12 protein-coding genes are annotated in these 12,525 nt (G+C 65.0%); 7 read left to right on the top strand and 5 right to left on the bottom strand.

From position 1 onward, the window contains the following. The first annotated feature begins 76 nt into the window (after positions 1–76). Positions 77–1,057, top strand: a complete 981-nt coding sequence (locus AC0QUY_RS20530) for an NAD(P)H-dependent flavin oxidoreductase (RefSeq protein WP_475388144.1) — start codon at positions 77–79, stop codon at positions 1,055–1,057. 214 nt (positions 1,058–1,271) lie between these two features. Continuing rightward, positions 1,272–3,605 carry a mechanosensitive ion channel domain-containing protein gene (locus AC0QUY_RS20525; RefSeq protein WP_475388143.1) on the top strand — a complete coding sequence of 778 codons (2,334 nt, stop codon included), beginning with the start codon at positions 1,272–1,274 and terminating at the stop codon, positions 3,603–3,605. A gap of 28 nt (positions 3,606–3,633) precedes the next feature. Here the strand turns inward: AC0QUY_RS20525 and pdxR are convergent, their stop codons facing one another. Continuing rightward, positions 3,634–5,076 (bottom strand): MocR-like pyridoxine biosynthesis transcription factor PdxR, encoded by a 1,443-nt coding sequence (pdxR, locus tag AC0QUY_RS20520; protein WP_475388142.1) that lies wholly within the window; start codon positions 5,074–5,076, stop codon positions 3,634–3,636. Positions 5,077–5,163: 87 nt separating this feature from the next. Here pdxR and AC0QUY_RS20515 point away from each other — a divergent pair, with 87 nt between their 5' ends. Beyond that, positions 5,164–6,081, top strand: coding sequence for a DMT family transporter (locus tag AC0QUY_RS20515; protein WP_161850341.1), 918 nt, complete (start codon positions 5,164–5,166; stop codon positions 6,079–6,081). On the opposite strand, the gene AC0QUY_RS20510 is transcribed toward AC0QUY_RS20515, so the two are convergent. After that, complete coding sequence (locus AC0QUY_RS20510; RefSeq protein WP_475388141.1) at positions 6,078–6,725, bottom strand: hypothetical protein; 648 nt, start codon at positions 6,723–6,725, stop codon at positions 6,078–6,080. The two genes, AC0QUY_RS20515 and AC0QUY_RS20510, sit on opposite strands and share 4 nt — an antisense overlap. Positions 6,726–6,872: 147 nt before the next feature. On the opposite strand from AC0QUY_RS20510, the gene AC0QUY_RS20505 reads away from it, so the two are divergent. From AC0QUY_RS20505 to AC0QUY_RS20495, 3 genes are all read left to right on the top strand, one after another. After that, the gene (locus AC0QUY_RS20505; protein ID WP_161850339.1) at positions 6,873–7,121 is read left to right on the top strand and encodes a hypothetical protein; all 249 of its coding nucleotides are present in this window, start codon (positions 6,873–6,875) and stop codon (positions 7,119–7,121) included. Positions 7,122–7,250: 129 nt separating this feature from the next. Further along, entirely contained in the window at positions 7,251–7,973 is a 723-nt protein-coding gene (locus AC0QUY_RS20500; protein ID WP_475388140.1) for a hypothetical protein, read from the top strand. Between the two features lie 103 nt (positions 7,974–8,076). After that, entirely contained in the window at positions 8,077–8,892 is an 816-nt protein-coding gene (locus tag AC0QUY_RS20495) for a hypothetical protein (protein WP_475388139.1), read from the top strand. Between the two features lie 135 nt (positions 8,893–9,027). On the opposite strand, the gene AC0QUY_RS20490 is transcribed toward AC0QUY_RS20495, so the two are convergent. Next, positions 9,028–9,261 (bottom strand): hypothetical protein, encoded by a 234-nt coding sequence (locus AC0QUY_RS20490; RefSeq protein ID WP_475388138.1) that lies wholly within the window; start codon positions 9,259–9,261, stop codon positions 9,028–9,030. Positions 9,262–9,507: 246 nt separating this feature from the next. Between AC0QUY_RS20490 and AC0QUY_RS20485 the strand changes: the two genes are divergently transcribed. Further along, on the top strand, positions 9,508–9,798 hold the full coding sequence (locus tag AC0QUY_RS20485; RefSeq protein ID WP_475388137.1) for a hypothetical protein: 291 nt from the start codon (positions 9,508–9,510) through the stop codon (positions 9,796–9,798). A 15-nt stretch (positions 9,799–9,813) separates the two neighbouring features. Here the strand turns inward: AC0QUY_RS20485 and AC0QUY_RS20480 are convergent, their stop codons facing one another. Continuing rightward, the gene (locus AC0QUY_RS20480; RefSeq protein ID WP_475388136.1) at positions 9,814–11,760 is read right to left on the bottom strand and encodes a sensor histidine kinase; all 1,947 of its coding nucleotides are present in this window, start codon (positions 11,758–11,760) and stop codon (positions 9,814–9,816) included. Then, the gene (locus AC0QUY_RS20475) at positions 11,757–12,434 is read right to left on the bottom strand and encodes a response regulator (protein ID WP_475388135.1); all 678 of its coding nucleotides are present in this window, start codon (positions 12,432–12,434) and stop codon (positions 11,757–11,759) included. The genes AC0QUY_RS20480 and AC0QUY_RS20475 overlap by 4 nt, the downstream gene beginning before the upstream one ends. Positions 12,435–12,525 lie beyond the last annotated feature (91 nt).

Here is a 12,525-nt window from a genome sequence, read left to right as displayed (position 1 = left end):
CTTTGGCTTTTGCCGTGCCAATGTTGGAGACAACGCTAGCACAACAGATGCGCTGCTCAAGCCGGGAAGAAACGCCTTGCCATCCGCCGATTTGCTTTCGCGCTTTCGCGACCGCCTCAGCCTGCCGCTGATCGCGGCGCCGATGTTTCTCGTCTCTGGTGTCGAGCTGGTGGTAGCCGCCTGCCGCAACGGCGTGATCGGCGCGTTTCCGACGGTGAACTGCCGCAGCTCCGAACAGCTCGATGAATGGCTGACGGATATCGATGGCCGGCTGAGGACGCATGAGGATGCCAGCGGCAAGCCAGCCGCGCCGGTCTGTGCGAATTTGATCGTGCACCGCTCCAATGCGCGGCTGGAGCAGGATCTTGAGGTGCTGCTGCGGCACCGGCCGGAAATAGTGATCACCTCGGTCGGCTCGCCGGCGCCGGTGATCAAGCCGCTGCATGAGGCCGGCGCGCTGGTGTTTGCCGATGTCGCCTCCATCCGTCACGCCGAGCGCGCGGTCGCCGCCGGCGCGGACGGACTGGTGCTGCTGACGGCAGGCGCCGGCGGGCAGACCGGCTGGCTCAATCCCTTCGTGTTCGTACGCGCAGTGCGCGCCTTCTTCGATGGACCGCTGGTGCTGGCAGGCGGCATCGCCGATGGCCACGCCCTGCGCGCCGCCGAGGCGCTTGGTTGCGACCTCGCCTATATGGGCACCAAGTTCATCGCCACCCGCGAGAGCATGGCGGATGAGAGATACAAGCACATGCTCGTCACCTGCAGCGCCGACGACGTGCTGCTGACCACGGCGTTCACGGGATTGCAGACCAACATGCTGCGCCCGTCGATCGAGGCCGCCGGCCTCGATCCCGATGATCTGCCGCAGCGTGGCGCGATCGATATCGGCAAGGACATCGACATCGGCGCGCGCGAAAATCGCCCGAAGCGCTGGAAGGACATCTGGAGCGCAGGGCATTCCGTGTCGGGCGTGAGCGAATTGCTCTCTGCCGACGAGATGATCGCTCGCACGGTCGCGGAGTATCGCGAAGCTGCGGCCCACGTGCGGCTTGGCTAGGGCGAGAGGCTCGCGCCTTTCAATCAATTCGCAGCAATTGCGGAACTCTGGCGATCAAGCGCGATACCAAGAATAAATGCCAAGAGAAAACCGCCGCAGTGGCAAACTTCCGACACAAGATCACGGCGAAAACGGACGATCCGACATGACGCGCGCGCGAAGGCGAGGCCGGTTCCGGTTTCGCCGTCGGGCGCATTTTTTCAAAGAGGTCTTCGTGTCGCACAAGCTCCTGCCGTCGATCCTCCTCGCCTGCGCGCTGCTTTCACTCCCGGCCGTCGCTCAGCCCGCGGCTCCACCGGCTTCCTCTGCCGCTGACAAAGCCGGCGCGCTGACGCCCGAGCAGGCGAAGCGCGCGCTCGAAACGCTTTCCGACGACAAGAAGCGCGCGGAGATGATCGAGACGCTGCGCGCGGTCGCCAATGCCCCGCAGCAGCAGCAAGCCGCGTCCGAAAACAAATCCGCCGTTCCGCTGGAGGCGGACAGTCTTGGCGCGCAGCTCCTGCTGATGGTGTCCGAACAGGTTCGCGAGATCTCGCGCGAGGTCGCCGACATAGCGCGCACGCTGACGCACTATCGCGCGTTCTACTGGTGGTTCCTGCGCACCGCCCAAGATCCGTCAGCCTATCATCAATTGTTCGATATCGCGTGGAAGCTGGCGCTGGTGTTCCTCTGCGCCTTCGCCGCCGAATGGCTGGCTTTCCGCCTGATCAAGCGGCCGGTGGCGCTTCTGGAAGCGCGGCTGCCGCAAGCGGCGCGGGCGCCGGCGCAGACGCTGGCGGTCGCCGATCCGCCTTCGTCCGTAGCCGACGTCACTGCCGCGCCCGAGCTGCAGCGGCGGCGTCTCGGCCTGGCGCGCGCCTGGCAGTCGCTGGTCAGGCTGCCCTTCGTGCTGGGGCGTCTTCTGCTCGAACTGCTGCCGGTGCTCGTCTTTCTCGGCATCGCCACGATGCTCCTGGGCACGGAGATCGGCGATCTCCCGACCCCTCGCCTGGTGATCCTTGCGGTGGTCAATGCCTATGCGCTGTCGCGTGTGCTGATTTGTGTGGTGCGGGGGCTGGCCGGACCGTTCGGCCTGTTTCGCGTTCGCGCCGAGACCGCCGTCTATATCGAGATCTGGGCACGACGCATTGTCGCCGTCGGCGTCTCCGGCATCGCATTCGCCAATGTGGCACTGCTGCTGGGCTTGCACCGCGCCGGCTACGCCGCGCTGCTGCGCCTGGTGATGCTGGTCGTGCATCTCTTTATCGTCGTCATTATCCTGCAATGCCGGCGGCCTGTCGCGGACGCCATTCGTGCGCCGGCGGGGCGCGAGGGCGCCGCGGCGAGGGTGCGCAACCGCGTCGCCGGCCTGTGGCACTATCTTGCGATCGCGCTCGATCTCGCTTTGTGGGCGGTTTGGGCGCTCAACATCCGCAACGGCTATGCACTGCTGCTGCAGTATTTCGTCGGCACCATCGCGGTCGCGCTGATCGTGCGTCTCGCCACCATGCTGGTGCTGAGCCTGATCGATCGCGGTTTTCGCATCAGCCCGGATCTGCTGCATCGATTCCCGGGCCTGGAGACCCGCGCCAACCGCTATCTGCCTTTGTTGCGCAACATCATTTCGGCGGCGATTGCCTTCATCGGCCTTGTAGCCCTGCTGGAAGTCTGGGGCGTCGACGCCATCGTCTGGTTCTATGGCGGCCAGATCGGCAGCCGGCTGTTGTCGGCGGTGGTGACGATCGGCATCGCTGCCCTTGCAGCGGCGGCGATCTGGGAGATCAGCAATGCGCTGATGGATCGCAAGATCAGTGCGCTGTCGCGCGACGGCCATTACGTGCGCGCGGCGCGCTTGCGCACCTTCCAGCCGATGCTGCGAACGGCGCTGTTATGCCTGATCGTTACCGTGGTCGGCCTGACTGCGCTCAGCGAAATCGGCGTCAATGTCGCGCCGTTGCTCGCCGGCGCCGGCATCGTCGGCATCGCCATCGGCTTCGGCTCGCAGAAACTGGTGCAGGATCTCATCACCGGGCTGTTTTTGCTGCTCGAGAACACCGTGCAGGTCGGCGACAACGTCACGCTCTCGGGCCTGTCGGGGGTGGTGGAAAACGTTTCGATCCGCACCCTGCGTCTGCGCGCCGGCGACGGCTCGGTGCATATCGTGCCCTTCAGCGCGGTGACGACGATCACCAATTCAAGCCGCGGCGCCGGCAATGCGGCGGTCAGCGTCAACGTGTCCTACAAGGAAGACACCGACCGCGCCGGCGAGATCCTCAAGGACATCGTCGCGGAAATGCGCAATGAGCCTGAATACCGCCATTTGATCCGCGGCGATCTCGAATTGTGGGGCGTCGACAAGGTCGACGGCTCGATGGCCTCGATCGTCGGCCAGATTCGCTGTACCGACGCCGGCCGCTGGCCGGTGCAGCGCGAATTCAACCGCCGCATGAAGCGGCGCTTCCAGGAACGTGGCGTCGAAATCGCGCCAGGCGGCCAGACCATTCTGATGCAGGTGCCCGCGTCTGGCGAAATCGCCTCGGATGCGATGCCCCGGCGCGCGGCGGGCTAGTTCGCGGGCGAACTGCCGTCGGTCGTCCTTAGCGAACGATCCGTCCCAGAATTCGCGCGGCGTGATCGATCTCCCTCTCGTTCCAGGCGGCGAAGCCGAGAAACAGGCCCTGCTCGCCTGACCGGTGATACAGCATGCTTGACAGCGGTCGGCTGACGACGCCGGCTTCGTTTAGCCACGCCGATAATTTTTGGTCGTCGGTGCGCGGATGACACCTTGCCAGTAATTGCATGCCGCCGGCCGGGACTTCGATGGCAAGACGGTCGCCGGCCTCGGCGGCCAGCGCCTGCAGCATGCGGTCGCGTCGGCCCTTATAGAGGCGCGTCATCCTCCTGATGTGGCCGAGATAGGCGCCGGATGCGATGAACTCAGCCAGCGCATCCTGCATGGTGATCGATGTCAGCATTCCCATGTGGCGCTGCGCGCGCTCGAACGTTTCGATGTGCGCCTCGGGCACGACGACATAGCCGAAGCGGATGTCGGCATAGGTCGCTTTCGAGAAGGTGCCGAGGTAGAACACGCGCGGCGACGGCGCGAGGCCCTGCAGTGCGGCCACCGGGCGTGCTTCGTAGTGAAATTCTCCGTCATAATCGTCCTCGATGATGCAGGCACCGGCAGCCTCGGCGTAGCGAAGCAGTTCGAGGCGGCGGCCGATCGGCATCAGCCGCCCGGTCGGGTACTGGTGCGACGGCGTGACGAAGATCAGTCGCGGCGTATCCTCGGGCGCGGCGATGGCCATGCCTTGCGCGTCGAGCGGTATCGCCGAGACGGTGGCGCCGGCTGCAGCTAATGCGACGTTGGCGCCACCATAGCCTGGACTTTCGATCCAGGCATGATCGCCCCGTTCGAGCAGCGCGTTGGCAACGAGGGTCAGGCCGGCTTGCGCGGTCGGCACGATCAGGATCTGGTCGGGCTTTGCCTTGATCCCGCGATGAACCACGAGATGCCTCAGCAGGGCCTCCTGCAGCGGCGGATGGTTGATGGGCCGGTCGCGGCGCAGCGGTGCATTTCGCGCCGCGCGTCGCAGGCAGCAGCTCCACGCATCGTGCGGAAATTCGCGCTCGTCAGCCAGTCCCGGCTGAAACGGCCGCGGCCGTCCGTCATGAACCGGCGGCCAGTTCGCTCTTTGCAGGCTGCGTGCCCAGGACGACAGTTCGATCCGCCCGCCGCCGGCGCGATTGCTCCGCGGCAAAGCCTTGCGGCGATCGAGCGACAGGCCTTCGACGACGATCGGACGGCGTCCGGCGGAAGACGAGAGATAGCCTTCCGCGGCTAATTGCTCGATCGCAAACGTGACGGTGTTGCGCGAAAGCGCGAGCGATTTCGCAAGCTGCCGGCTCGACGGCAGGCGCTGGCCGGGCGCAAGGTGTCCGCCCGTGATCAGACCTCGCAACTGGTCGGTGAGCTGGCGTGTCAGCGTCTCGCCGCCGTCGCGCGCCAGGTGCAGCATTCCGGGCAGCAGCTCGTCCATAACTGGCCCCAACAAATCGCAAAGACTGGCTCTTTTATTAGAGCCAGTTGAAACGCTACGCAATGCAGATCGCTGAAGACGGGACGTATGCGCAAGATGACCAGTGGACTTTCAACCCGCAACGCGGCGGTGCTGCTTGCCGGCGTCGTGCTGGCATGGGGGACCAACTGGCCGGTGACAAAGCTGATCGTGCACGACGTGCCCCCGCTATGGGCGACGGCGTTCCGCTGCATGATTGCGGGGGCCACGCTGGCGCCGATGTTGTGGGCGCAAGGGGCGTTCATCGTGCCGAAGCGCGGCGACCTGCCGGTGGTGTTTTGCACTTCGATCCTGCATCTGGTGGCGTTTTCGGCGCTGGTCGCGGCCGGACTGCAATTCGTGCCCGCGGGCAGGGCGATCGTGCTCGGCTATACGACGCCGATCTGGGTCGCGATCGGAGCAGGCCTGTTGCTGTCCGAACCTATCACGCGTCAGCGCGCGCTCGGGATCGTGTTCGGCCTGGCAGGGCTTGCCGTTATCTTCAATCCGCAGACGCTGGACTGGAGCGACCGTCAGGCGCTGTTCGGCAGCGGCCTGATCCTGCTCGCCGCGTTCTGCTGGGCCGGCAACATCGTTTACGTCCGGGCGCACCAATGGATCTCGACGCCCTTTCAACTCGTGTTCTGGCAGGTGCTGCTGGCGGCGGCGTTGCTGTCGCTCATCGCATGGCTCGCGGAAGGCCCGCCGCATATCGCATGGACGGCGCGTCTTGCCGCGCTGATGCTCTATAGCGGCATCGTCTGCACGGCATTCGCCAACTGGGCGATGACCATGGTGAACCGCAGCCTGCCGGCCGTCACCACCTCGCTGTGCCTGCTGGCGACACCGCTGCTCGGGATCGTCAGCGCCACCGCGATCCTGAGCGAACCACTGGAGCCTTCGCTGTTTCTGGCGATGGGCCTGATCATCGGCGGCATTGCGTTAGGCACCGTCGCGGGCGGCTCGCTTCGCGAAAAGACGGTCTAGTTCGCCACGAAGTACCAGTTCTCGCCGTAGCGGACGAGCCGGCTCGGCGGCTTGTCCTCGAACTCGAAGAAGTTCTTGGGATCTCCGCCCGGCGGCACATGCAGGAAGCCGGTGAAATAGTGCTTCAGGCCGCGCGAGGTCAGAAACAGCACATAGATGCCCTGATCCGTCTCGTCGACGACGATGTCGTTGCCGACCGACACGTTGGGACCGCGGTCGCCGAGCGCGATCAGGCTCTTGTTGTAGGAGACGTTGGGCTTCAGTTCGCCGGCTTCGACGCGGGCCACGATCCGCTCGCGGTTTTCCCGGTGCCAGTAGAAATTCTGCTGCAGCGCGATCTGGTGCAGCGGTGCGTAGGCGAGGACGGCGAGCGTCAGGGCGCAGATCAGGAAGGGGAGGGCGAACTTCGCTCCGCTGGTCCGGATCTTCACGAGCAGCGTCGCCGACCACACGATGCAGCCGAAGAACAATAGCGCCACCAGCGGTACGATGACGAGCAGGACGAAGCCGGACGGCCAGTCCGCCATCGACAGTTCGAAGATCGCGATCGACAGCGTGAAGGCTGAAATCGCGACCGCCGCCGCCAGCGCGGCGCGAACCGACGGTCCGGGCGTAGCCGTCGTCTGGGATATCGCTTCAGTCATGCCCGGGCTGTTCCGCTTCCGTTGCTCCGGTCCAGCCCCGTGCCATTCCGAGGCTTAACGCGCCGTTAACCATATCGGCGCCAACAATAGCCCCAGAGGACGGTCGGCCGCCATGGCCGGCCGGTCGGCAAATCGAAGGGGCACGGAATGGATTTCGATCGCTATCTTGCCGCCAAATCACTGGCCACCCTCGAGGAACTCAGGCTGCGGGTGATGTTTGCGCTCGATCGGCATCCGCTGTGCCGCGGGATCGAATTCGACGTCGTCAGCATGCCCCGCAACCGCAAGAGCAACTGGACCGTGACCCTGCAGGCGGTCGCTCCCGACGCCCTGTGGGAGGCGTCCGATATCGTTGCCGACATTCAGGAGGCCTACGAATTGGCTGCTGCGGCCTGATTCGAGGCTGATTCTGGGCGATATCCCCAGCTTTTCGATCACTTCGGCGTGCCCGCCGGCATCGTAAAGCCTCAATTGTCATCCAGTTTTTGGCAAAAGGGCCAAACGTCGGCGGGAATGGAGACCTTTTTGACCAAAACCATGACGATCGTCGCGCTGCTCGGTTTTCTCGTGGTCGGCGCCGCCGTCACTGCCATTGTTGGCCGCGACAGCGTACCTGCCGCGCGGTTCGAGCTGGCGTCGGCTTCCACCGTCCAGGCGCCGGTCTCGAACAAAGAAAGCAAGAAGGATCGTCTTGCGGTCGTCAGCTACGCCACCGCTGCGCTTGAACCCCAGCCGATGGATCCCGCGCTGAACGAATCGCTGCGCCGGGCCTATGCCTCGACGTCGCCAGCCGATCTCGGCATGCCCAAGGAGATCGCGGCTCCCGCCGCTCCGTCCACGACACAGGCTATCGCGCCGAGCGCGACTACGGCGCCTGCCAAGCCCAAGACCGTAGAGCCCAAGACCGTAGAGCCCAAGGCCGCTGCCAAGCCGCCGCAGAAAAGCTACGCACTGCTCAGCGACGTCCAGATCGCCGGCATCAAGGAGCGCCTGAAACTATCAGCTTCGCAGGAGTCCTACTGGCCGCCGGTGGAGACCGCGCTGCGCGCCGTCGCTCGCAAGATTCATGCGGGCCGGCAAGCCAATCCGAACGCGACGGGCGTGCCGATCGATCCCGACTCCGCGGAAGTCCAGCAGTTGAAATCCGCGGCGATGCCGCTGCTGTTCCAACTGCGTGAAGACCAGAAGAGCGAAGTCCGCTCGCTCGCCCGCATCATCGGCCTGGAAAAAGTCGCCGCGATGATCTGAGCGGCGACTGCATCAGCCGCTGGTTCCAGACGTCCTACGCACACATTGCACAGGAACATCGTCCTTCCCCACGCGTTGCCCGCGAGGATGAGGGAGACTGACGATGCGTACTGCAACCGCCTTTTTTGCCGGGGTAGGAACCGTGGTCGTGGCGGTCGCCGCCGGTCTCGGCGGTGGGTATTTTGCCGCGAATGTCGTGAGCCCACCGACGCAGACGGTTTCCAAGCTGGAACGCAGAATGTCGGCGGAGCCGATTCCCGTCGCCACGGCGCCGGCCGAGCCGGTGCCCCAAGCTGCGGCGACTGCAGCCGCTGCTAATCCCGCTCCTGCTCCCTCTCCCGCGCCGGTACAGGAGCAGGCGCAAACGCAACCACAGCCCCAGACGCAACCACAACCTCAGACGCAGCCACAGCCGCAAACCGCTGCGGCACCGCCGCCTGTCAATAATGCTCCCGCCGAAGAGAAGACGACCAACAAAAACGTAGCGAACAACAACGTAGCGGCGGTGCAGCCCGTACAGCCGGCGCCGCAACCGTCGAAGCCTGCCGAGCAACCTTCGAAGCCTGCCGAACAGGCTGCTGACAGGACTACCGCGCCGCAGACGCAGGATGCCTTCGCCAAGGCGCGTGACGCCGACCTCAAGCGTACAGCTGCCGAACAGCGGCGCGCCGAGCGCCGGCAGCGCTGGGCCGACAAGCGGCGCTATCGCCAGCCGCGCGAGCAGGAATTGGATACGGTTGAGGAAAGGGTTCGGGAAGAGACTGAGCCGCGACGGATAGAAACCGAGCCGCGACGGATCAGGATCCGCGAAGAAGGTGAGCCAAGGGGCTTCTTTGGCGAGCCTGGCAGAAGGGACATCTTCGCCGAGCCGGCGAGAAGCGAGCTGCCGCGGATCCGGCTGTTCGATCAGAATGATTGATCTTTTGCGGCGACCGCAAATGTCGGAGCGTGATTGACTTAGACGTCATCGCGCTCCTTTTGTTTGCGCGTAATCGCCTGGTGAACGCTTCGCGTCGGTCCGAGAGAAGCGGTGGCTGCCTTTCGGATCAGGCGTTTAACCGCCGCGCGATTCCACCACCTTGCGGCAGGCTTCCGAGAGATTCGCCTTGTTCGCGTTCAGGCAGGCGTTCATCTGCGGCGGCTTGCCGATATGCTCGGCACAGAATTTTCCGGCATCGGACCGGCAGGCCATCTGCTCCTGCGCGGTGGGTCCAGATTGCGCCTGCGCCAGCGAGCCGGCAGCGAGCGACATGACCAGGGCTGCGGCCGCGACATGGATTGATTTCATCATGGATCACCTTTTCGACGAGAATGGAGGGATTTGAAAGCGCGCGAAAATTCGTCGAGGTTGCGCCGCCGGTCCATGCCATGTTCATGGGCGTCGTAAATCGCGCGCAAGCCGCCCGCGCTAGCCCCACACCATTTTCATGGGATGTTGCCGCGCGCTCCGATGGACCATGTACATCCCGCGTCGGCTGCGGTGAGCGATCGGCACACCGTGAAAGAGCTGCACGCCCTATTCGGGAGATGACACATGGTGAAGAAGACAGGTTGGCTGAGCGCTGGTCTGACGCTTGCGGCGTTCTCGGCGGTCGCTTCGTTCGCGCTGGGAGGCGCAACTTCGGCCCAGGCCGCGGTGGTTTATTGCAAGACGGTCGGCGTACCGAAGGGCTGCGTGGCGCGGCCGACCCCGGTCGCGAGAGCGGTGGTTGCTACACCCCTCGTCGGCGTTGGCGCTGTCGGCGTCGGTGCTGCCGGCGTCGGCGTTCGTCCCGGCACGCCCATGAACCGCGGCGGTCCGGTCAACCGCGTCGGCCGCCGCTGAGGCAAAATACGTAAGCTAACCGGCCGCGCCCTCGCTGTCGGGAAAGCGGTGGGGCAAAGTCAGTTTCACGCGCGTGCCTTGATCAGCCCCTTGAGCGCAGGAGCTCAGTACAAGCTCCGCGCCACAGCGCGCAGCGCGGCTTCGCATGTTGCGCAAGCCGCGCGCCGCCTTTATCGCGCCTGCCGCTGCGCCATCCGACGTAATCTCAAACCCCTTGCCGTCATCCTCGACGGTGATGCAGCCGCGCTCGAGACCATCGGCGCCTGCCAGCGTCTCTATCCTCACCGTGATACGCTTCGCATTGGCATGCTTCACCGCATTGGTGACGGCCTCATCCAGCAACCGCACGATCTGGATCACATGCCACGGCCGCAGCTCGGGGTGAACCGGCAGGCCCTGCGGCGTCACGGCGCGCCAGTCGAGCGCGATGTCGTGCGGGCGCAACTGCGCCATGGCGCGTTCGCGCCACGAGCCGAGCGCCAGCATCAGATCGCCGCCGATGTCGTCCATCGAATCGATGACGAGGCGCAGATCCTTCAGCGCCGCACGCGCCGCATCACCTATACCCGCGCTGCCGTTACCGCGTTCGCTCAAGGCCACGATGCTGACGAGCTGGCCGCCGAGGCCGTCATGGAGGTCGCGCATCAGCCGGGTGCGCTCCCGCGCCAATGCAGCCGCCCGGGCGCGCTCCTCCTCGCGGGCGAAACTCGCCTTCAGCTTCTCCTCCGCCTCGCGCACTTGCGTAACGAGACGGCCGGCAAAGCCATCGACCTGATTCAGTGCCCGCGCAAACCGCCAGGTCAGCCCGGCGCCGATCGCGACCAGCATCGCCGAATACGACAGCCGCGCCGTGAAGATGCGGTTAGGCGTCATCTGGAACACCGAGAGCAGGTCCGCGATCCAGCAGGTCAGCATGATCGTGACCGCGCAGCCGAGCAGGAGGCCCGCTACGTTTTGCCGTTTCAGCGCCGAGCGGGCGGTCACAATAGCCATGATGACCAGCGAGATCCCGACCATTGGAACGGCAAGAATCAGGAACAGCGCGCGCACCATCGCCTGATTACCGAACAGGCCGGCCAGCGCCAGCAGCACGCCGGGAATGAAAAGGATCCAGCCATAGCGCTGCCATTTCCAGCCCGAGAACAACAACGCGAAGGTCAGCACCAGCGCGCTTTCGATCGGCGCAGAGGAGATCAGGATCACGTTGAGCTTGGAGAACGGCGTCTCGCCCATCGGTGTTTGCAGGAAGGCCTGCCCGACCCCAACCGCCATCGCAGCCGCGAGCACGCCATAGGCCGGCTCATGGCGCCGCATCACCCACATGATGCCGAGGATCACCGCCAGGATCGCCTGCCAGGACGAGAACACCACCGGAAGGGTAACGAAGACCAAAGTTCTCAGATCATAGCTCGGGCGCAACAGCTCATCCGGGCCGACCCAGATGCGATCGAGGAAGCCCGTGATCGGGCCCCAGATGAACAGCCGGATCGAGATGACGTTGTCGCCGTCGCGCAATACCGATGCGGGAATCACCGCAATCGCCGGCGTGTTGCGGTCGGGCCGGTTGGCGGCAGGATCGCGCCGGCTGTCGAGGATCACGACATCGTTGACCGTGACCTCGACGCCGTTGGTGAAGCGCGGCAGAAACACCGACCAGGGGCGCGTGGCCTCGCCGGCCGGGCGGACGAATTGCCCGCTGAAGCACGGCGGATCGTTCATCGCATCCCGGCGCGGCGAGAAGTACGGCAGCGTCACGGCTCGCTCGAAGCCGGCGTCAGTGAGCTGAAACGCCGTCATCTGATACTGCGCGGGAGGTCCCGGCAGCGACTGCAGCAGCGCCACGACGCAGGCGCCGGCGATCACCGCCTGCAGCAGCAGATACTGGATCAGACGTGACGATTGCAGCCGCCGCCGCTCGCGGCCGGGCAAATCCGGTTGCGCGTCGTCGGCGTGATCGTTCACAGCTTGATCAAGCCCTGCTGAACCGCCTCGAAAACTGCCTCGCCGCGGGTGTGGACCTCGAGCTTGCGATAGATGTTCTTGATGTGACCGGGCACAGTCTGCCGTGACAGGCCGAGATGGCTGGCGATCTCGGCGTAGCTGAAACCTTTCGCAATGCCCCAGAGAATGTCGATCTCGCGCGGCGTCAGCTTGGTGGTGTTGAGGGCAGGGCCTGGCGGCGGCTCCGGCGTGCTCTGGGTTCGGCGCACGATGAAGCGCGCGATCGAGGCCGAGATCGGCGAATGCCCGGCGACGAGATCGCGCACGGTGGCGGCGATATCGGTCGGGAAAGCGTCCTTGAGCAGATAGCCTGTTGCGCCGACGGTGATCGCCGAAATCACGCTTTCCTCGTCGCCGAGGATCGAGATCACCATGATCTCGGTATCGGGAAAGCGCCGCCGGGTTTCCCTGATCAGGTCGACGCCATGGCCGTCGGGCAGTTGAAGGTCGGTCAGCAGCACCTTTGGCGCAGCTTGCGCCAAACAGGCGCGGGCTTCCGCCAGCGTGCCCGCAGCCTTGACCTGATAGCCGGCCTTGGTCAGCGCGTCCTGCAGCCGCCAAAGCGTCGGTGCATCGTCCTCGAGCAGCACGACCGTGATGGCCTCGGCTTTCGGCCCCTCGCTCAATGAATTCATCTGAAAACTCCGGCCGCTGTCCCCGCAGCCCGGCTAAGTGTAACGCCGCAGCGGTTTTTTGCGACACCCATGTTCATGGGGCGGGACTTTT

Source organism: Bradyrhizobium sp. WYCCWR15520, assembly GCF_056174665.1.
The sequence above is the reverse complement of the archived record's forward strand: the minus strand, read 5'-3'. Positions and strand labels throughout refer to the sequence as shown.

Excerpts from the sequence above, each read along its gene's own strand:
- AC0QUY_RS20490 (WP_475388138.1), bottom strand. The coding sequence starts at position 9,261 with ATGAAATCAATCCATGTCGCGGCCGCAGCCCTGGTCATGTCGCTCGCT.
- AC0QUY_RS20475 (WP_475388135.1), bottom strand. The coding sequence starts at position 12,434 with ATGAATTCATTGAGCGAGGGGCCGAAAGCCGAGGCCATCACGGTCGTG.
- AC0QUY_RS20510 (WP_475388141.1), bottom strand. The coding sequence starts at position 6,725 with ATGACTGAAGCGATATCCCAGACGACGGCTACGCCCGGACCGTCGGTT.
- AC0QUY_RS20505 (WP_161850339.1), top strand. The coding sequence starts at position 6,873 with ATGGATTTCGATCGCTATCTTGCCGCCAAATCACTGGCCACCCTCGAG.
- AC0QUY_RS20485 (WP_475388137.1), top strand. The coding sequence starts at position 9,508 with ATGGTGAAGAAGACAGGTTGGCTGAGCGCTGGTCTGACGCTTGCGGCG.
- AC0QUY_RS20515 (WP_161850341.1), top strand. The coding sequence starts at position 5,164 with ATGCGCAAGATGACCAGTGGACTTTCAACCCGCAACGCGGCGGTGCTG.
- pdxR (WP_475388142.1), bottom strand. The coding sequence starts at position 5,076 with ATGGACGAGCTGCTGCCCGGAATGCTGCACCTGGCGCGCGACGGCGGC.
- AC0QUY_RS20495 (WP_475388139.1), top strand. The coding sequence starts at position 8,077 with ATGCGTACTGCAACCGCCTTTTTTGCCGGGGTAGGAACCGTGGTCGTG.